The following is an 18,341-nucleotide window of genomic DNA, read 5'->3' on the forward strand; positions in this document are numbered from 1 at the left end:
GCTGACACAGATGTTGTTTGGACTTGATGGCGTCGAGATCGGCCTGATCATCGTATTTCTGACGCTCTTCTCCGCGATCCTGTCGGGCTTTCCGGTGGCCTTTGCCATCGGGGGCGCGGGGGTCATTTCCTTCGGGATCATTGCCGCGCTGGACAGTGCGGGGATCCTGATCCACCAGGCGTTGGACACTTCGTCCGATGCCTATCGTGCGCTGCTGGCCAGTGGCGTGAACGAAAAGACCATTTCGATGTTCCGCTACCCCGATCTGCCAAGGGTCGCCGCCGAATCGGTGTTCCCCGCAGGCGATTGGGAAGGCGGCATGAAGCGCGTGATCGCGGGCATCACCAACCGGATCAACGAGCGTGTCATCGCAGGCCAGTCGATCGAGACGCTGCTGGCGGTGTTGATGTTCGTCCTGATGGGGATCGTGCTGGAACGTTCGAAAATCGCGAATGACCTGCTGACCACCATGGCGCGTGTCTTTGGCCCGCTGCCCGGCGGTCTGGCCGTGTCCATCGTGGTTGTGGGCGCGTTCCTTGCGGCCTCGACCGGGATTGTGGGGGCCACGGTGGTCACCATGGGCCTGCTGGCGCTGCCCACCATGCTGCGCAACAACTACTCGCCGGAGCTGGCGACGGGTGTGATCGCGGCCTCGGGGACTTTGGGGCAGATCATTCCGCCCTCCATCGTGATCGTTCTGCTGGGCACGCTGGCGGGGGATCTGTACTCCTCGGCCCAAGAGGCGCGCGCACAGGCCGCTGGCTGTACCGATGCGCTGACCTATCTGGGCCAGCCTGCGGTTGTGTCCGTCGGCACGCTGTTTCAGGCAGCACTGGTGCCGGGCATCCTGTTGGCGGGGCTTTATGCGGCCTATGCCTTTGGCTATGCGATGCTGAACCCGTCCAAGGCACCTGCCGTGGAACTGGGCGCCGCCAATGGCGAGCCGGTCACCCGTGGCGAGGCCTTCACCTACTACCTCGGCGTGCCGATTGCCCTGATTGCAGGCATGATGCTGCTGGGTCAGGTGGGGATCGTCGGGTCGCAGTCGGTGCAGGTCGACACGTTCTCGGATCAGGCCAAGACCGCCTCACTGCGCACCAATGTGTCTGAGGAATGTCAGGCCTCGATGATCGAGCTGCACGGCCAGTCCGCTTGGGACACTGCCGTGGCCGAACAGGCCGAGATCGCAGCCGCCGGACCCGCCGCCACAAGCGAGCGCCGCTCGGACGAGGAAATCGCAACCCTGCGCGCCGAGATGATCGCAAACGCCCCGCCGATTGGCACGGGCATCGCGATCCTGACGGTGATGTTCGGTCTGATCCTGTCGGTGGCCCGCGGTGTGTCGCCCTCGTCGAACCCGCGTCCGTTGCAGATCGGTGCCGCCGGTATCGTTCTGGGTCTGGTCGTCGACTGGTTCCTGATCGCGCCGCAAATGTCCGCCGGTCTGACCGTGATCCTGATGGCCCTGCCTTGGGCGCTGACGATCTACGGGGTGATCTACGGCTTCAAGCTGCTGTCCAAGAACGATCTGCTGCGCGTGGTCTTCCCGCCGCTGGTTCTGATCGTGGCGGTGCTTGGCTCGATCCTTGGCGGGATCACCAACCCGACGCCGGCAGCGGCGCTTGGTGCGGCGGGTGCGATCATGCTTGCAGCCTACCGCAAGCTGGGTGAACGCGGCGAAAGCCCCAAGATCATCCTGTGGTCGACGCTGGCCGTGGTTCTGCTGATCCTTATTGGCGTGAACTTTGACCTGCGGGTGAACACCGAAAGCGTGTCTGTGGAAAGCTGGATCGCCTTCACCTTTGCCAACGCGCTGTGGCTTTACGCCCTGTTCGGTCTGCTGTTCAGCTGCTGGATCCTGTACAAACACGGGGTGCTGACACCGGCGGTGCGGGAGACGGCAAAGGTCACGTCGATGGTCTTTACCATTCTGATCGCATCGCAGTTGCTGAACCTTGTGGTGATCTCCTTTGGTGGGGAGCATTACATCCAGCAGTTCCTGCAAAGCTTTGACGATGTGCGGACGGTGTTCCTGATCGTGATGCTGGTGCTGTTTGTGCTGGGCTTTGTTCTCGACTTCCTCGAGATCATCTACATCGTGGTGCCGATTGTGGGGCCGGTGATCTATGGCGCGCATTTCGATCCGAAGTGGGTGACCATCATGATCGCGGTGAACCTGCAGACGTCCTTCCTGACGCCGCCGTTCGGCTTTGCGCTGTTCTACCTGCGCGGTGTTGCGCCCAAGGAAGTCACGACCGGTCACATCTACCGTGGTGTGCTGCCTTTCGTGCTGATCCAGGTGGTCGGGCTGATTCTGCTGGCGGCCTTCCCCAGCATCGTCACCATCGTTCCGAACCTTCTGGGCGGCTAAGACGCTCAAAAGGATAGGGGATTAAGGCGGGGCGGCTTTAACAGGCCGCCCCGTTTTCGTATGTTTGCGGCATGTATGTGTGAAATTCAGGCAAGCGCGCGCTTTTCGCCATATTCGCCTTAAACTTGTTCCAACTTGAGCGTTTTGCGACCTGATTTGCTGTCCAAGCTGTTTTTGCGTCCATGGGGATGGCGCAACAGGACAGACAGGACAAACAATGCACGAAACCCGGTTTCAGGCGATGAACAGACAGGCCGCGCGCAAAGGGGTGCCGCAGCCACAACCACAGCCCACTTGGCGGCAGTTGCGCGGAGGCGGTCGGGGGCCCGTCTATCGCGCAGGGCCCAGCTATCACAATCCCGCGCTGCTTGATGCAGACGATCCGGCGGCAGAGCTTCTGGCACAGGCGCGCAACCGCGCCAGCTGCCGCAGCCGCTTAGCGCGCGGCGCCGCTCTGTTTGCCGCTAGCGTGATGTCGTCTCCGGCCGTCGCCTCGGCGCTGGGGCTGGGCTGATCAGCTTCGGCTGTCGGGGATAGAGATATTGGCCACCTGTTCCGCGATGGGCGCGGTTGACAACGGGTGGTCATCGGCGCGGAACGACGCAGGATCATCCAATCGCTGCCACTGGCCGCGATGATAGATCTCCAGCCCGGAGAACTGCGCCTTGTATCCCATCTTGGACGATCCGGGCACCCAATAGCCAAGATAGACATAAGGCAATCCGGTTTCCTGCGCGATCTTGATGTGGTCGAGGATCATCCACGTGCCCAGCGAATTCTTTTGCTGCGCGGGCTCATAGAAGGAATAGACCATCGACAGCCCGTCATCGAGCATATCGGTCAGGCAGGTGGCGATCAGCGCGCCGCTGTCGCGGTCGAGGTATTCAATCACCCGCGAGCGGATCGGGGTTTCCTCGATCATTGCGGCGAATTCAAAGACGTCCATATCGGCCATGCCACCATCCGCATGGCGCTGGTCAAGGTAGCGGCGGAACAGATCGTATTGCTCCTCGGTGGCCCAGGGGGAGGTCGCGCGCCGTTCCAGATGGTTGTTCTTTTTCATCGCGCGTTTTTGCGACCGTGTGGCGGTAAAGCGGGACACGTCGATGCGCGCGGACATACAGGCGGAACAATCGGCGCAGGACGGGCGGTACAGCACATTCTGCGACCTGCGAAACCCCTGCTTGGACAGGCTGTCATTGAGCTTTTGTGCCGCATCGCCCTGCAATGCGGTGAACAGCTTCCGCTCCATCCGGCCCTCAAGATAAGGGCAGGGCTGGGGCGCTGTGACATAGAACTGCGGAGCGAGCGGCAGCGAATGGCGCATGGGTCAGGCTAATCCGAGGCTGTTTAACGAAACGGTAACAACGAAGCGGGCAACCGCCAACCCCCCTAAAACGGGGAGGACCCCCTTACGGGGGCCTTTTTGTACTTAGGGTTAAATTCTGTCTGGCAAGGGGAAGGTTCAGCCGCGACGATTCAGCATGACCGTGCCCAGCAGCATATCGCCCAGACCGCGCCCGCGTTCATCCACGAACATCAAGATCACAGAGCCGATCTGCACCAGCATCAGCGACATGGCGACCGAATAGGCCAGAACATGCATAAAGGCCAAGCCCGCGCCCAGACGTTCCCCATGGGCATTGCGCAGCTCGATCGCCATCACGCGCATCCCCCAAGTGGCAGAGCCGCCCGCAATGGTCACCCAGCGGTACAAAAAGCCGATCATCAGATAGATCATCGGGATAAAGAACAGCCCCAGAATGGTCACGGCGCTGACAATGGCCGTCGCAATGGCGATCAGCACCACATCGATGAGCCAGGCAATGCCACGCTTGACCGTGACGCCATCGTAGAAAGCCGCCTGTCGTTCGGGATCAGGCAGGTGGTTCACAGGGGCGGAGTACATAGACAGTCCTTTGTCACAGAAGATAAAGCAGCAGCGGGCCAAGGGGCTGGCCCGCGCCATGGGGTATCTTACGCTTCTTCGGCGGATTTGGCCATTTCAGCAGCGCGACGATCCCGGTCTTCCATGAACTGGTCGAACTCGGTCTTGTCTTTCGCCTCGCGCAGACGCTCAAGAAAGGCCTCGAACGCGTCTTGTTCCTCTTCGAGACGGCGCAGGGTGTCGGCCTTGTAGGCGTCGAATGCGCGGTTGCCAGAGGGTTTCATCGCAGCCCAAGCGGTGTGGCGGGGTGTCTGCGTGCGGGCGGGGGTGCAGCCTTTGCCAAACATGCGTTTGCTCCAGATCATATAGGCCAACAGGGCAAAGCCTACGGGCCAGAAAAAGACGAAGCCCAAAACCATGGCCGCGATCCAGGCACCTTTGCCCTTGTGATCCAGCCAGGCCTCGGCCCGGGACAGCCAGCCGGCATTGGCGGGCAACGGGGTCTGATAAGCGGCGGTGGTCATTTATGGTCTCTCCATCGGTTGATGTGAATGCTTTTCACATTGCAGGAGATCGGGATTGGTCCGTCCGGTTTCAAGGGTCAATGTAAAGGATTTTCACATGTTCGCGTAAATGGAGAAATTCGTGTTTGTTTTCCGCATAGGTTGCCTGCGCGCGAGGGTGGTTTCGCCTAAGCCTCGGTCGGAAACAGATGGGAGGACGCGCGGGACAGGCGGGTTTCAAAGCCGCGCAGCCGGTGGGCCGCGGGGTGGTCGGCCCCGTGAAACGACAGCATGTCAAAGCGGGCCTGAGGCGCGCAGGGGCGCAAGACCCCTTTGTGCAAGATCCGCCTCAGCGGCTGCCGCATCACCAGCCGGTCATACCATGCAGGCGCCCCCATGGTTGTCACCACCAAGGCCGCGCGCAGGTTGGTTAGTCCGGGGCGCAGCGGACCACCGGCGCGATCGGGCGGATGATAGGCCACGCCCGGCGCCAGTTCCTGGTCCATCCAGCCTTTGAGGATCGCAGGCGGACCGCCCCACCAAACGGGAAAGACCATGACCAGCCCCTCGGTTTTAGACAGCCCGTTTTGGTCGGGCGACGGGGTTTGTGCGCGATAACGGTTGTGGGTGTCGCGATCACGTAAGGGGGCGTAGCCTTCGGCATATAGATCGCGCCGCGTGACCGCGTGGCCGCGTTGTTCCAGATCGGTTTGCAGATGATCCGCAAACCGGTGGGTCAGGCTGTCGGGGGCCGGGTGGGCCAGTAGCAAAGTCACGCGCATGGAGCCGTTGTGCCAGCGGCAGAGGGGCTTGCCAAGGGTGGCGCGCCATGTCCATCTGCGGGGTATGACACTCACCGATCGCATCACCCGCCTGCCGCGTGCCTTTGACCCCGACCGCGCCGCCGAAGCGCTCAGCCACGTACCTTGGGCACAAGGCCAGACCGCCAAGTTACTGCACGGGGTTGCAGGGTCCAGCCCCTATCTCAACGGGTTGATCCAGCGCGAACAGGCATGGCTGGAGGCGGCCATTGATACGCCGGAACAGGCGTTGGATGACGTCATGGCGGGGCTGGACCGGCTGCCCCCCGATCAGGTCGGCGCAGGGCTGCGGGTGGCGAAACGGCGGGTGGCGCTGCTGACGGCGCTGTGTGACCTTGGCGGGGTCTGGCCGCTGGAAAAGGTGACCGGCGCGCTCAGCGATCTGGCGGACAAGGCCACCGCACAGGCCATGCAGGCGGCGGTCGGCCATGAAATCCGGCGCGGCAAACTGCCGGGCATGACAGAGGACGACATTCCCACGGCGGGTGGCATGGTGGCGCTGGCCATGGGCAAGATGGGCGCGGGCGAGCTCAACTATTCCTCGGACATCGACCTGATCGTGCTGTTCGACGAGAGCCGCTTTGACCCCGACGATTATCACGAGGCGCGCTCCAGCCTTGTGCGGGCCACGCGCAAGATGTCGGCCACGCTCAACGATCGGACCGCCGAAGGCTATGTCTTTCGGACCGATCTGCGCCTGCGGCCCGATCCGGCTGTGACGCCGGTTTGCATGGCGATGGAGGCGGCAGAACGCTATTATGAGAGCTTTGGCCGCACATGGGAACGCGCCGCCTATATCAAGGCGCGCGCCTGCGCCGGTGACATTGCCGCCGGCGAGCGGTTCTTGCAGTCGATCACGCCCTTTGTCTGGCGCAAGCATCTGGATTTCGCCGCCATTCAGGACGCCCATGACATGCGGCTGCGCATCCGCGAACACAAAGGCTTTCACGGCGAGATAACCTTGCCCGGTCACAACATGAAGCTGGGGCGCGGCGGCATCCGCGAGATCGAATTCTTTACCCAGACCCGCCAGTTGATCGCGGGCGGGCGCGACCCTGATCTGCGGCTGCGCGGCACCGTCGACGGGCTGGCCATGCTGGCGCAAAAGGGCTGGATCGCCGAGGACACCGCCACACGTCTGGCGCAGCATTACCGCGCCCACCGCGAGGTGGAACACCGCATCCAGATGGTCAACGACGCCCAGACCCACGACCTGCCAAACACGCCCGAGGGGTTGGAGCGTCTGGCCTGTCTCAGCGGTGTCTCGCGCGAGGACATGGAGCGTGATCTGGCCGCGCGGCTGACCGAAGTGCACAGCCTGACCGAAGGCTTCTTTGCCCCCGATGCCAGCGCGCCCTGTGACGCGCCCGCGCTGTTCGACGATCATCCGGTGGTGGACCGCTGGACGACCTATCCCTGTTTGCGCTCGGATCGGGCGCAGGCGCTGTGGCGCAGGTTGCGTCCCGAAATTCTGCGCAGGCTGGCCGAGACCGCCCGGCCCGAGGAATCCTTGCTGGCATTTGACGGGTTTCTCAAAGGGTTACCGGCCGGTGTTCAACTGTTTTCCCTGTTCGAGGCCAACCCGCAGCTGATGGATCTGCTGGTGGATATCGTCGGCACCTCGCCGGATCTGTCGCTGTATCTGGCGCGCCATTCCAGTGTCTTTGATGCGGTGATCGGTGGCGATTTCTTTAGCCCGTGGCCGGGGCGCGCGGCGCTGACCGCATTGCTGGCCGAGACCTTGGCGCAGGCGGATGACTACGAGGCCAAGCTCGACCGTGCCCGCCGCTGGGCCAAGGAGTGGCATTTCCGCGTGGGCGTGCATCTGTTGCGCGGCATGAAATCCCCCGATGAGGCGGGCAAGGCCTATGCCGATCTGGCAGAGGCGGTTCTGGCCGCGCTTTGGCCCGTTGTGCAGGCGGAATTTGCGCGCAAACACGGGCCCGCTCCGGGCCGGGGGGCTGTGGTTGTGGGCATGGGGTCGCTGGGCGCGGGGCGGTTGCATGCGCGCTCTGACCTCGACGTGATCGTGATATATGACCCTTTGGATCAGGAGATGTCCGAGGGGCGCAGACCCTTGGCCGCGCGCACCTATTATGCCCGCCTGACCCAAGCGCTTGTGACCGCGATGAGCGCGCCCATGTCCGAAGGGCGGCTGTACGAGGTGGACATGCGCCTGCGCCCCTCTGGCAATCAGGGGCCTGTGGCCACCAGTTGGACCGCTTTTACCCGCTATCAACGTGAGGAGGCGTGGATTTGGGAGCATCTCGCCCTGACACGCGCCCGTGTGATCGCGGGGCCTGCGGGCTTAGGCGCGGATGTGGAGGCCTTTCGCCGTGATCTGCTGGGCGCAGGCCACAGTGCCGGTAGGGTGCTGCAGGCCGTCGGCGAAATGCGCGAGCGGATCGCCGCCGCCAAAGGCGCGACAGGGCCATGGGATGCCAAGATCGGCGCGGGCCGCATGCAGGAAATCGACCTGATCGCACAGGCGGCAGCGCTGGTGTCCGGACAGGCCATCCGCCAGACGCCGCGCGCGCTGCGATCGGTGGATTGGCTGGACAGTGCGGCGCTGATCAAAGCCTATGAGACGCAGTGGACCCTGCAGATCGGCACCCGTCTGGTCAGTGAGAAACCGCTTGAGCCGGACGCCTTGGGGCAGGGTGGCTGTGCCTTTCTGCTGCGGCTGACGGGGTGTCCGGATATGGACGGTCTGCGCGACACTTTGGAGGCGCAGTCCGCTGCGGCGGCCAAGGCGATTGATGCGGCTTTGGCGATGGGTGGCAAAGATGAATGATGCAGGACTGATAGATCCCAAGGGGCTGATCCGCGAATCCTACCGGATCGAGGGGATTACCCTGTCCGAATGTCGGTCGATCTTTCTTGATTGGGCTTTGTCGGTGCCGGTGGATGCGGACAGCGCTGCGATGATTGGTGAGCTGCTCGACACCTATGGCGCGGCAGACCACCCGATGACGCAAGTCTTGCGCGAGGGGTTGCAGAGCCAGGCAAAGCCGAAACGGCGCGGCGGCTGGCGGTCACGCCCTCGCGGCGGCTAAACGAAAACGCGCGCCTCAGCGGCGCGCGTTTCATATCTTGGCGTTTATTGTGCGATCAGTCGCGCGACAGGCTTGCCGCCTCGCGCGCCAGCGCTTCGATCCCGGCCCAGTCTTCGGCATCAACCAGCCCCTTGGGCGCAACCCAGGAGCCGCCACAGCACAGCACGTTCGGCAGGCTGAGGTAGTCGTTGACGTTTTTCATAGACACACCGCCGGTCGGGCAAAAGCGCACCTGCGGGATCGGCGCGCCGATGCCCTTGAGCGCGGGGGCGCCGCCATTTGCCTCGGCTGGGAAGAATTTCTGCACGGTGTAGCCACGCTCCAGCAGGCGCATGGCCTCGGTTGCAGTGGCCACGCCCGGCAGAAGCGGCAGATCGGCCTCTTCGCAGGCATCAAGCAGACGCTCGGTGGCGCCGGGCGAGACACCAAAGGTTGCGCCTGCGTCCTTGGCCCGCTGGACGTCTTCGGGGGTCAGCAAGGTGCCTGCACCCACAACGCCGCCTTCGACGCTGGCCATCTCCTTGATCACGTCCAATGCGGCGGGCGTGCGCAAGGTGACCTCGAGCACGGGAAGCCCGCCTGTGACCAGCGCTTGGGCGAGGCCCTTGGCCTTGGCTGCGTCATCGACGACGAGAACGGGAATGACCGGGGCGAGGCGGCACAGCTTTTCGCTTTGAATGCTGGCGTCTTGGGGCGTCATAGGAAGTGTCCTTTTAGGTATTTATACCAAGAAAAAGCGAGTTGGCGCGCACGCGGGCTGGCCGTGCGCGCGCCGTGAGCGGTTAAACCACGACTGCCGCGCCGTTGGAAGCCAAACCGACGTTTTCGCGGAAGGCGGCGAAGAGTTCGCGCCCCACGCCGTGTCCGTTGTCTATCAGATCGGCGGTGACCGGCGCGCGGTTGTCGAAGTCTTCGGCCAGACAGGCCAGCGTGCCGGAGACCGCATCAAGGCGCAGCAGATCGCCGTCCTGCACGCGGGCGAGCGGCCCGCCATTGGCGGCCTCCGGCGAGACGTGGATGGCCGCAGGGACCTTGCCGGAGGCACCGGACATACGGCCATCGGTGACAAGAGCCACCTTCAGGCCGCGGTCTTGCAGAACCGCCAGAGTGGGGGTGAGCCCGTGCAGCTCCGGCATGCCGTTTGATTTTGGGCCCTGGAAGCGCACCACGAAAATGGTGTCTTCGGTGATTTCGCCGTTCTTGAACGCCTGTTTTACGGAGTCCTGATCTTGGAACACGCGGGCGCGGGCCTCGATGATGTGGCGTTCGGGCGCCACGGCGGAGACCTTGATCATGCCGGTGCCGAGGTTGCCGGTCAGCTCTTTCAGCCCGCCGGTTTGCTGGAAGGGATCGGAGGCGGGGCGCAGGATCTTGTCGTTCTGTGTTTCGGTCGGGCCATCGCGCCATGTCAGTGTGCCGTCCTTGAGAACGGGTTCCTGCGCGTAGGGTTTCAGGCTGTCGCCGACGACGGTTTTGACGTCCTCGTGCAGCAGCCCTGCATCCATCAGCGAGCCGATCATGAACTGAAGGCCACCGGCGGCGTGGAAATGGTTCACGTCGGCCAGACCGTTGGGATAGACCTTTGCCATCAGCGGGGTGACGGCGGAGATGTCGTTGAAGTCCTCGACCTCCAGCGCGATGCCGGCGGCGCGGGCCATGGCGGGCAGGTGCAGGACAAGGTTGGTCGAGCCGCCGGTTGCCATCAGCCCAACGATCCCGTTCACAAAGGCCTTGGCGTCGAGGATCTGCGACACGGGTCGGTAGTCGTTGCCAAGCGCGGTGATTTCCAGCGCGCGGCGGGTTCCGGCCTCTGTCAGCGCGTCGCGCAGCGGGGTATTGGGCTGCACAAAGGAGGTGCCGGGCAGGTGAAGGCCCATGAACTCCATCAACATCTGGTTGGTGTTGGCGGTGCCGTAGAAGGTGCATGTGCCCGCCGCGTGATAGGAGGCCATCTCGGCCTTCATCAGTTCGTCGCGGCTGATCTTGCCCTCGGCGAATTGCTGGCGGACCTTTGCCTTTTCATCGTTGGGGATGCCGGAGGGCATCGGGCCTGCGGGCAGGAAGATCCCCGGAATGTAGCCGAAGGTGGCGGCGGCGATGATCAGACCGGGCACGATCTTGTCGCAGACGCCGAGGTAGACGGCGCTGTCAAAGACGTTGTGCGACAGGCCGATACCGGCGGCCAATGCGATCACATCGCGCGAGAACAGAGACAGCTCCATGCCGACCTGACCCTGGGTGACGCCATCACACATGGCGGGCACGCCGCCTGCGACCTGTGCGGTGGCGCCGTTGGCGCGGGCCGTGGCGCGGATCAGATCGGGGTATTTTTCAAACGGCTGATGCGCCGACAGCATATCGTTGTAGGCGCTGATGATGCCGATGTTGGGGGTGCGTTCCGTGGCGAGCCGCCCTTTGTCACCTTCCATAGCGGCATAGGCATGGGCCTGGTTGCCGCAGGTCAGGTGGGCGCGGCGCGGGCCGTCTTCGGCGGCGCGGGCCATACGGTCGAGATACGTCGCGCGCAGATCCTTTGATCGGTCTTCGATGCGGGCTGTGACGCGGGCGATGGTGTCGTTGAGGGGCATGCGAGGCCTCCTTGGCACAGTTGCGTGGGCGCGGTTGCTTGCTGGTGCCAGACATAAAGGCGTTACCGCTAACAGTAAACCGTCTTATTTCGGATGTCCGGTCAAATGGTTTCCCCTGAAACTCCCCGTCCTTGCCGCAATCATGCCGCAGTCGGAGGCGAATAAATGGTTAACAAACCACACCCCGGACAGAAGCCCAGATGAGCAGTGGGCGGGGGACAGAAGGAAAAGAGCATGAGCCTGAAACATATCGCCGCCGGACTGATGATGACCGTATCCTTGAGCGCCTGTTCCGGCGCCGTGTCTGGCAAGGCCCCGTATGAAAGCGTCCCGCAGGAGCTGGGCTTTGCCGCACAGGTCGCGCAGCCAACGGCACCGTCCGCCGAGGTGCAGCGCGCCGCCATGTCGCTGAGCAGCGCCCCGCAGGCTGAAGGTGAGCTGCCCTCTGCGGTCTTCAATCCTTACAATCTGGTAAGCTATGAGATCCTCATCCCGCAGGAGTTGACCGTCTCCGAGGCCAATCTGTACTATCCCGTGGCCGATATCGTCTGGCGCGGGGATGCCCATGGCAACCGTAAACAGCAGATCGCGGCGATCTTTCAAAACAGCCTGAGCAAGGCGCGCGGCGGTGCCACCGGCGGCACCGATGTCAAGGCCATCGTGACACTGGAGAAATTCCATTCGCTCACCGAAAAGACCCGCTATACCATCGGCGGTTGGCACGAGATCCGGTTCAACATCTCGCTGGTTGATGCCACGACAGGAGAGGTTCTGGTGGCGAACCGTGTGGTCCGTGCCGATCTGAACGGTCTGGGCGGGCGTCGCGCCATCGAGGCCGAGCGTCAGGGGCTGACCCAGAAGGTCCGCATTCAGGCACATCTGGACCGCGTGATCCGGGCCGAACTGGCAGAGCCGGGCGGCTGGACCCGTCGCGACATCGCGCTGAGCCGCTCGATCGACCAAATCTGATCCAAAGCGCGCGTTCTGCCGCTTTTCACCGATCACAAAGAACGCTAAGGCGGGGGTATGACAGCCTCCGCCTCACCTGTTGGTGCCCGCCCCACCTTACGCCTGAAACCCAAGGCGAACGCCCGCGCGATCCGCCATGGCTCGCCTTGGGTGTTTGACAACGAACTGGTGATGGATCGCCGGTCCAAAGCCATTGCGCCCGGCACCATTGCCACGCTGGAAGACAATGAACGCAAGCCGCTGGGCACCGTGGCGGTCAACCCCAACAGCCGTATCGTGGCCCGCATGCTGGACCGCGACTCGGAGGCGGTGATCGACACCGCTTGGTTCGCGACCCGCCTGTCAAAGGCGCTGAGCCTGCGCGAACGTCTGTACGCCGGGCCGTACTACCGGCTGATCCACGCCGAGGGCGACGGTCTGCCCGGTCTGATCATCGACCGCTTCGGGGACACCTGTGTCATCCAGCCCAACGCCGCTTGGGTCGACACCCATCTGGAGGCGCTGACCGCCGCGCTGACAGAGGTCACCGGCGTGTCGAACGTGTTGAAAAACGCCAGCGGACGCGGTCGCACGCTCGAAGGGCTGGACGCCGATGATGCGGTTCTGGTGGGCGCGGCCCCCGATGCCCCCATCGCGGTGGAGATGAACGGCGCGACCTATATGGCGGATCTGACCGGCGGGCAGAAAACCGGCCTGTTCTTTGACCAGCGCGACAACCACGGGTTTGTGGCACGGCTGGCGCGGGACGTGAATGTCCTTGACGTGTTCAGCCATGTGGGCGGTTTCGGCCTCGCGGCGCTTGCCGGTGGTGCGGCCCATGCCACATGTGTGGACGGATCGGCCGCAGCGCTTGATCTCGCCGCCGAAGGGGCGCGGCGCATGGGCGCGATTGACCGTTTCTCGGCGCGTCAGGGGGATGCTTTTGACCAGCTTGAAGCCCTGCAAACCGAAGGGGCCAAATTCGAACTGGTGATCTGTGACCCGCCCGCCTTTGCCCCGTCGAAACAGGCGGCGGACAAGGGGTTGCGCGCCTATGAACGCATCGCGCGCCTTGCGGCCCCCTTGGTGGCGGAGGATGGCTACCTCGTGCTGTGTTCGTGCTCCCACGCGGCAGATCTGACATCCTTTACCGGGGCCTGCCTGCGCGGCATCGGACGGTCGGGCCGTCGCGCGCAACTGCTGCACACGGGCGCTGCCGGAGCGGACCACCCGCTGCTGCCGCAGCTTGCCGAAAGCGGCTACCTCAAGGCGCTGGTGTTCCGGCTGTGACGCAGATGCGCGCGGTTCTCGACACCTGCGTGTTGTTTCCCACGGTGATGCGCGAAATGCTGGTGGGCGTGGCGGGGCAGGGGCTGTACACGCCGCAATGGTCCGCCCGCATTCTCGAGGAATGGGCCCACGCCGCGCGCAAGATCGGCCCGACGGGTGAGGCGCAGGCGCGGGGCGAAATCGCCCTGCTGCGTGCCGCATGGCCCAAGGCGGAAATCACGTGGAAGCCATCGCTGGAGGACCGGCTGTGGCTGCCCGATCCTGCTGACGTGCATGTTCTGGCCGCAGCCATCGCGGGCAGTGCCGATGTGATCGTGACCCTGAATGCCTCGGATTTCCCCCGGGGCACTCTGGCCGAGGAAGGGCTGTCACGTGTCGACCCGGACGCCTTTCTGCTGGGGTTCTGGCAGGCCCAGCCCGAAACCGTCACCGCTGTGGCAGACCGTGTCCTCGCCACGGCGCAACAGCTGTCTGGCGCCCCATGGGAAATCCGTCCTTTGCTGAAAAAAGCGCGTCTCCCCCGACTGGCGAAGGCTTTGTCGCAGGCCTAAGCCGCCGCTGTGGGTTGCGGGGCAGCGCGCGTCCTGATACCTCCGCCGGAAGCCTGAGTAATTCCCAAAGACAAAGAGGCCGCTGTGAGCGCAGCCAAACGCCCCCCAAGGCTCGAAATCCGCAACCTGACCCGCCAGTTCGACGGCCAGCGCGTTGTCGACGACGTGTCTCTGTCAATCGAGGCGGGGCAGGTGACCTGTCTTCTGGGGCCCTCCGGCTGCGGCAAATCGACGACTCTGCGCATGATCGCCGGCGTCGATATACAAGACACGGGCACCATTCATGTCGACGGAAAACTCATTTGCGACACGATGTTCCGCATCCCGCCGGAACGCCGCTCCATCGGTTTGATGTTTCAGGACTTTGCCCTGTTCCCGCATCTGTCGGTTGGCGAGAACGTGGCCTTCGGTTTGCGCCGCAGCGGACCCGACAAACGTGCAACAGCGCAACGTCTTCTGGATCGGGTTGGGCTGCTTCATTACATCGACCACTTTCCGCATCACCTCTCCGGTGGCGAACAACAGCGCGTGGCGCTTGCCCGAGCGCTCGCGCCCCAGCCCAAAATCATGCTGATGGACGAACCGTTCAGCGGGCTCGACAATCGGCTGCGCGACGGGATTCGCGATGAAACCCTCGACCTGCTCAAGGAAGAGGGCACCGCCGTCCTTCTGGTGACCCACGAGCCCGAGGAAGCCATGCGTATGGCCGATGAAATCGCGCTGATGCGGGGCGGACGGATCGTGCAACAGGGCGCGCCGTTCAACATTTACAACGCGCCGGTGGACAAGGGCGCAATGGCTTTCTTCAGCGACGTCAATGTCTTGAGCGGCACAGTGAATGGCGCATTGACCGAAACCCCCTTCGGCCAATTCCTCGCACCGGGGGTGCCTGACGGCGCGCGTGTGGATATCGTATTCCGGCCACAACACGTGGGCATCGACTTCGACCGTGGCGGTCGTGGCCCCAATCCCACAGCCATCGCCGGCACACCCGCCCGCGGCGTGGTCCGGCGCGCGCGCTTCATGGGGGCCGAAAGCCTCATCGAATTCGACATGGACCACGACGGCAGCGTGATCAAAGCCACCGTGCCCAACGTTTTCCTGCCCAAAGTCGGGACGCCGCTGTGGCTCAGCTTGCGCCGTGACCGCTGCTTCGTCTTCCCGTCAGAGCCTTAAGCTCGCCGCTGCTCCAACAACCGGTTCAGCACAAACACCCGAATAGATGAGGCAAGCCCCACATCCGGGTCACGCGCCTCATCAATTGCCGCAGCCAAGGCATTGATCGCCATACCTTCCTCCTGCGCGATGCGGCGAAACTCGCGCCAGAACACCTCTTCCAGCGACACCGATGTACGATGCCCCTGCAAGGTCAGGGAATGTTTGACGGGCCGGCCGCTCATGTTTCGGTCTTATGCCCATCCAGATGGCGATCAGCCTTGTCCTTGGTCTGCCGCGCGGCCAGTTTCTGGACCTTGCTGACCCCGTGTTTGGCCGCATTGGCATCCCCCAAGGCACGCTTCTCCGAACGCGCCTTGTCTTTGCGTATCTGTCTGAGGTTCACGATCTTTGACATCTGCCTCGCCCGATCTGCCAACACAGTGCCAAACATAACAAAACGCGCGCCCCACGAACAGGACGCGCGCCATGCTTTTTCTTGGATCAAATACCTCGCGGGGGTCCGGGGGTGCGACACCCCCGGTCCGTCACTTGGATTTGGGGCCGATCATCTCTTCGGGGCGGACCACCGCGTCAAAGGTCTCTGCATCGACAAAGCCCAGTGCAATGGCCTCTTCCTTCAGGGTGGTCCCGTTCTTATGGGCGGTTTTGGCAACTTTGGTGGCATTGTCATAGCCGATGGTCGGCGCCAGTGCGGTGACCAGCATCAACGATTCTTTCATCAGCTTATCGATGCGCGGCGCGTTGGCCTGAATGCCCATCAGCATCCGCTCGGTAAAGCTGTCGGCCACATCGCCCAACAGCTGCATGGACTGCAGCAGGTTGTAGGACATCATCGGGTTGTAGACGTTCAGCTCGAAATGCCCTTGCGAGCCTGCAAACTTGATCGCCGCGTCATTGCCCATCACATGCGCGGCAACCTGTGTCATCGCTTCGGCCTGTGTCGGGTTGACCTTGCCCGGCATGATCGAGGAGCCCGGCTCGTTCTCCGGCAGGATCAGCTCACCCAGACCGGAGCGCGGGCCAGAGCCCAGAAAACGGATGTCATTGGCGATCTTGTACATGGCACCTGCGACGGTCGCCAAAGCGCCCGACATGAACACCATGGCGTCATGGGCGGCCAGCGCCTCGAACTTGTTGGGCGCGGTGACAAAAGGCAGGCCGGTGATCTCGGCCATATGGCCTGCGACAGCCTCGCCCCAGCCGTCGTCGGTGTTCAGACCGGTGCCCACGGCGGTGCCGCCCTGTGCCAGCTCGTAGATGCCGGGCAGCGCCGCTTCGATGCGTTTGATGCCATTGCGGATCTGCATCGCATAGCCCGAGAACTCCTGACCAAGGGTCAGCGGCGTCGCATCCTGCGTATGCGTCCGGCCGATCTTGATGATGTCTTTGAATTCTTCGGCCTTCGCTTCCAGACCTTCGGCCAGCTTGACCAGACCGGGCATCAGCGTGTCGCGCACCATCATGGCGCTGGCGATATGCATGGCGGTGGGGAAGGTGTCGTTGGACGACTGGCCCATATTGCAGTGATCGTTGGGGTGCACGGGATCCTTGGACCCGATCACGCCGCCGAGAATCTCGATTGCGCGGTTTGCGATCACCTCGTTAGAGTTCATGTTGCTTTGTGTTCCGGAGCCGGTCTGCCACACCACCAGCGGAAAGTTGTCGTCGAATTTGCCGTCGATCACTTCGCCAGCGGCCTGAATGATCGCGTCACCGATGGTCGCGTCCAGCTTGCCATTGGCCTTGTTTTCCATGGCGCAGGCTTTCTTGATCACCCCCAGCGCGCGCACGATGGCCACGGGCTGTTTTTCCCAACCAATGGGGAAGTTCATGATCGAACGCTGGGTTTGCGCGCCCCAATATTTGTCGGTGGGGACTTCGAGAGGGCCGAAGCTGTCGGTCTCGGTGCGGGTGGCGGTCATGGCTGGCTCCTGCATTTGTATGCGATTGCATGCCGAATAGCGCAAAGCCTTCCTTTGGGCAATCGGCCTTTGCCCCGTGGATACTGCGTCAGCCCCTGCAGGCAAAGCCTTTCATTCCTCGGCGGGCACAGGAACTGCGGGCAATGTTATGCGAAAACATGTGCCGCCGTCGGGCGCGTTTTCCGCGGCGATGCTACCCCCGCGCAGACGGATCATACGGCGCAGCCCCAGCAGGCCAAAGCCCTTGCCGTAATCCACTGACCACCCCGTCAGGAAATCCAGACTGCCATCGGGCAGGCCGGGGCCGTTGTCTGTCACAGTCAAAATTACATCACCGTTGGGGGCGGTCTCGGCCCCGATGCGCACTTTGACCACGTCGCGATTGGCGTGTTTGATGGCGTTGTCCACCAGATTGCGCAGGATGATCTGGATGGCGACCCGGTCACCGTGGATCATGACGGACGGGGCTTTCAGATCGTGCAGGCGCATCGGATCCAGCACCAGAAAAATGTCGCGCGCCAGCAGCCCGACATCAAAAGTTTCATGCAATTGCGAGGCGTTACTGGCCTCTGTGAATTTCAGGACCTCGTTGATCAGAAGCTGGGCTTTGTTGCTGACCTGCTGCATCAGCTGGGCAATTTCCATCGCATCCTTGGCATTTTCCGGCAGATCCTCGCGTAGCATTTCCGCCAGACCTTCGATCCGGCGCATGGGCGCGCGCAGATCATGGGCCGCAAAGGCCAGATATTGTTCCATCTCAGAGCGCGCGCGTTCGACCAGACCCAGCGTTTCGACCTCGCGTTTCTGAAGCGCGCGCAGGGAGGCCAGCAAAACAGACGTCCCGATGATATGGGTCAGCGCGCCGTCATCATCGCGTAGGGGCGACAGGATGGTGTGGATTTCTGTGGGCGTCTCCGCCAGATCCAGCAACACATCGTAATGCAGTGGTCGGTCCGATTGCATCGCCTCCAGATGGCGGGCATAGGCAGCCTCGCCCATGGGGCCTGCGTAAACCTCCAGCGCGCTGCGCCCGATCACATCGGCACGCGCGCGATGACCGTGGGTCTCGCAGGCGCGATTCCAAAAGCAATAGACCGGGGTGCCATCATCCTTGATGCGCAGCACAAAAACCGGCTGCGCAATATGATCGAGGATGGCAAAATCGTGCGGCATTGCAATTCCGTCAAAGAACGCAGCCACACAATCAGGAAAGTATTGACGACA

The 18,341-nt window shown here is 63.0% G+C and carries 18 protein-coding genes; 8 read left to right on the plus strand and 10 right to left on the minus strand.

Features of this window, described 5'->3' with window-relative positions; genetic code table 11:
• Nucleotides 1-10: 10 nt before the first annotated feature.
• Nucleotides 11-2,371: a TRAP transporter large permease gene (locus ACN5AZ_RS02060; RefSeq protein ID WP_419427181.1), complete on the plus strand. Its 2,361-nt coding sequence runs from the start codon at nt 11-13 to the stop codon at nt 2,369-2,371.
• Nucleotides 2,372-2,588: 217 nt separating this feature from the next.
• Entirely contained in the window at nt 2,589-2,885 is a 297-nt protein-coding gene (locus tag ACN5AZ_RS02065; RefSeq protein ID WP_419427182.1) for a hypothetical protein, read from the plus strand.
• Here ACN5AZ_RS02065 and ACN5AZ_RS02070 read toward each other — a convergent pair whose 3' ends face one another.
• The 4 genes from ACN5AZ_RS02070 to ACN5AZ_RS02085 all read right to left on the minus strand — a co-directional run bounded on the left by ACN5AZ_RS02070 (nt 2,886) and on the right by ACN5AZ_RS02085 (nt 5,544).
• Complete coding sequence (locus ACN5AZ_RS02070) at nt 2,886-3,698, minus strand: arginyltransferase (RefSeq protein ID WP_419427183.1); 813 nt, start codon at nt 3,696-3,698, stop codon at nt 2,886-2,888. It abuts the gene before it with no gap.
• Between the two features lie 138 nt (nt 3,699-3,836).
• Entirely contained in the window at nt 3,837-4,280 is a 444-nt protein-coding gene (locus ACN5AZ_RS02075) for an RDD family protein (protein WP_419427184.1), read from the minus strand.
• Between the two features lie 68 nt (nt 4,281-4,348).
• On the minus strand, nt 4,349-4,783 hold the full coding sequence (locus ACN5AZ_RS02080; protein ID WP_419427185.1) for a DUF2852 domain-containing protein: 435 nt from the start codon (nt 4,781-4,783) through the stop codon (nt 4,349-4,351).
• A gap of 167 nt (nt 4,784-4,950) precedes the next feature.
• Nucleotides 4,951-5,544 carry an NAD(P)H-dependent oxidoreductase gene (locus tag ACN5AZ_RS02085; RefSeq protein WP_419427186.1) on the minus strand — a complete coding sequence of 198 codons (594 nt, stop codon included), beginning with the start codon at nt 5,542-5,544 and terminating at the stop codon, nt 4,951-4,953.
• A gap of 64 nt (nt 5,545-5,608) precedes the next feature.
• Between ACN5AZ_RS02085 and ACN5AZ_RS02090 the strand changes: the two genes are divergently transcribed.
• Nucleotides 5,609-8,377, plus strand: coding sequence for a glutamine-synthetase adenylyltransferase (locus tag ACN5AZ_RS02090; protein WP_419427187.1), 2,769 nt, complete (start codon nt 5,609-5,611; stop codon nt 8,375-8,377).
• Complete coding sequence (locus ACN5AZ_RS02095) at nt 8,370-8,639, plus strand: hypothetical protein (RefSeq protein ID WP_419427188.1); 270 nt, start codon at nt 8,370-8,372, stop codon at nt 8,637-8,639. Before ACN5AZ_RS02090 ends, ACN5AZ_RS02095 begins: the two co-directional genes overlap by 8 nt.
• A gap of 55 nt (nt 8,640-8,694) precedes the next feature.
• Here the strand turns inward: ACN5AZ_RS02095 and ACN5AZ_RS02100 are convergent, their stop codons facing one another.
• Both ACN5AZ_RS02100 and edd read right to left on the minus strand, forming a co-directional pair.
• Entirely contained in the window at nt 8,695-9,339 is a 645-nt protein-coding gene (locus ACN5AZ_RS02100) for a bifunctional 4-hydroxy-2-oxoglutarate aldolase/2-dehydro-3-deoxy-phosphogluconate aldolase (RefSeq protein WP_419427189.1), read from the minus strand.
• Between the two features lie 82 nt (nt 9,340-9,421).
• Nucleotides 9,422-11,227, minus strand: a complete 1,806-nt coding sequence (gene edd / locus ACN5AZ_RS02105) for a phosphogluconate dehydratase (protein ID WP_419427190.1) — start codon at nt 11,225-11,227, stop codon at nt 9,422-9,424.
• Nucleotides 11,228-11,461: 234 nt separating this feature from the next.
• Between edd and ACN5AZ_RS02110 the strand changes: the two genes are divergently transcribed.
• From ACN5AZ_RS02110 to ACN5AZ_RS02125, 4 genes are all read left to right on the plus strand, one after another.
• On the plus strand, nt 11,462-12,196 hold the full coding sequence (locus ACN5AZ_RS02110) for a DUF6778 family protein (protein WP_419427191.1): 735 nt from the start codon (nt 11,462-11,464) through the stop codon (nt 12,194-12,196).
• A 57-nt stretch (nt 12,197-12,253) separates the two neighbouring features.
• Complete coding sequence (locus ACN5AZ_RS02115; RefSeq protein ID WP_419427192.1) at nt 12,254-13,465, plus strand: RSP_2647 family RNA methyltransferase; 1,212 nt, start codon at nt 12,254-12,256, stop codon at nt 13,463-13,465.
• Between the two features lie 5 nt (nt 13,466-13,470).
• Nucleotides 13,471-14,016, plus strand: a complete 546-nt coding sequence (locus ACN5AZ_RS02120; protein ID WP_419427459.1) for an RSP_2648 family PIN domain-containing protein — start codon at nt 13,471-13,473, stop codon at nt 14,014-14,016.
• Nucleotides 14,017-14,100: 84 nt separating this feature from the next.
• Complete coding sequence (locus ACN5AZ_RS02125) at nt 14,101-15,192, plus strand: ABC transporter ATP-binding protein (protein WP_419427193.1); 1,092 nt, start codon at nt 14,101-14,103, stop codon at nt 15,190-15,192.
• Here ACN5AZ_RS02125 and ACN5AZ_RS02130 read toward each other — a convergent pair.
• The 4 genes from ACN5AZ_RS02130 to ACN5AZ_RS02145 all read right to left on the minus strand — a co-directional run bounded on the left by ACN5AZ_RS02130 (nt 15,189) and on the right by ACN5AZ_RS02145 (nt 18,290).
• Nucleotides 15,189-15,416, minus strand: a complete 228-nt coding sequence (locus tag ACN5AZ_RS02130) for a ribbon-helix-helix domain-containing protein (RefSeq protein ID WP_419427194.1) — start codon at nt 15,414-15,416, stop codon at nt 15,189-15,191. The genes ACN5AZ_RS02125 and ACN5AZ_RS02130 overlap by 4 nt on opposite strands.
• A complete protein-coding gene (locus tag ACN5AZ_RS02135; RefSeq protein WP_419427195.1) occupies nt 15,413-15,589 on the minus strand; it encodes a DUF4169 family protein in 177 nt (58 codons plus the stop codon). Before ACN5AZ_RS02135 ends, ACN5AZ_RS02130 begins: the two co-directional genes overlap by 4 nt.
• 130 nt (nt 15,590-15,719) lie before the next feature.
• Nucleotides 15,720-17,117: a class II fumarate hydratase gene (gene fumC / locus ACN5AZ_RS02140; protein WP_419427196.1), complete on the minus strand. Its 1,398-nt coding sequence runs from the start codon at nt 17,115-17,117 to the stop codon at nt 15,720-15,722.
• A gap of 111 nt (nt 17,118-17,228) precedes the next feature.
• Nucleotides 17,229-18,290, minus strand: a complete 1,062-nt coding sequence (locus tag ACN5AZ_RS02145) for an ATP-binding protein (protein WP_419427197.1) — start codon at nt 18,288-18,290, stop codon at nt 17,229-17,231.
• Between the last annotated feature and the right edge of the window lie 51 nt (nt 18,291-18,341).

Origin of the sequence: Sagittula sp. SSi028, from assembly GCF_048553715.1 — a bacterium.
Classification (GTDB): domain Bacteria; phylum Pseudomonadota; class Alphaproteobacteria; order Rhodobacterales; family Rhodobacteraceae; genus Sagittula.

Bases quoted from the DNA above. Each gene is read 5' to 3' on its own strand.
- ACN5AZ_RS02060 (WP_419427181.1), top strand. From the start codon at position 11: ATGTTGTTTGGACTTGATGGCGTCGAGATCGGCCTGATCATCGTATTT.
- ACN5AZ_RS02065 (WP_419427182.1), top strand. From the start codon at position 2,589: ATGCACGAAACCCGGTTTCAGGCGATGAACAGACAGGCCGCGCGCAAA.
- ACN5AZ_RS02070 (WP_419427183.1), bottom strand. From the start codon at position 3,698: ATGCGCCATTCGCTGCCGCTCGCTCCGCAGTTCTATGTCACAGCGCCC.
- ACN5AZ_RS02075 (WP_419427184.1), bottom strand. From the start codon at position 4,280: ATGTACTCCGCCCCTGTGAACCACCTGCCTGATCCCGAACGACAGGCG.
- ACN5AZ_RS02080 (WP_419427185.1), bottom strand. From the start codon at position 4,783: ATGACCACCGCCGCTTATCAGACCCCGTTGCCCGCCAATGCCGGCTGG.
- ACN5AZ_RS02085 (WP_419427186.1), bottom strand. From the start codon at position 5,544: ATGCGCGTGACTTTGCTACTGGCCCACCCGGCCCCCGACAGCCTGACC.
- ACN5AZ_RS02090 (WP_419427187.1), top strand. From the start codon at position 5,609: ATGACACTCACCGATCGCATCACCCGCCTGCCGCGTGCCTTTGACCCC.
- ACN5AZ_RS02095 (WP_419427188.1), top strand. From the start codon at position 8,370: ATGAATGATGCAGGACTGATAGATCCCAAGGGGCTGATCCGCGAATCC.
- ACN5AZ_RS02100 (WP_419427189.1), bottom strand. From the start codon at position 9,339: ATGACGCCCCAAGACGCCAGCATTCAAAGCGAAAAGCTGTGCCGCCTC.
- edd (WP_419427190.1), bottom strand. From the start codon at position 11,227: ATGCCCCTCAACGACACCATCGCCCGCGTCACAGCCCGCATCGAAGAC.
- ACN5AZ_RS02110 (WP_419427191.1), top strand. From the start codon at position 11,462: ATGAGCCTGAAACATATCGCCGCCGGACTGATGATGACCGTATCCTTG.
- ACN5AZ_RS02115 (WP_419427192.1), top strand. From the start codon at position 12,254: ATGACAGCCTCCGCCTCACCTGTTGGTGCCCGCCCCACCTTACGCCTG.
- ACN5AZ_RS02120 (WP_419427459.1), top strand. From the start codon at position 13,471: ATGCGCGCGGTTCTCGACACCTGCGTGTTGTTTCCCACGGTGATGCGC.
- ACN5AZ_RS02130 (WP_419427194.1), bottom strand. From the start codon at position 15,416: ATGAGCGGCCGGCCCGTCAAACATTCCCTGACCTTGCAGGGGCATCGT.
- ACN5AZ_RS02135 (WP_419427195.1), bottom strand. From the start codon at position 15,589: ATGTCAAAGATCGTGAACCTCAGACAGATACGCAAAGACAAGGCGCGT.
- fumC (WP_419427196.1), bottom strand. From the start codon at position 17,117: ATGACCGCCACCCGCACCGAGACCGACAGCTTCGGCCCTCTCGAAGTC.
- ACN5AZ_RS02145 (WP_419427197.1), bottom strand. From the start codon at position 18,290: ATGCCGCACGATTTTGCCATCCTCGATCATATTGCGCAGCCGGTTTTT.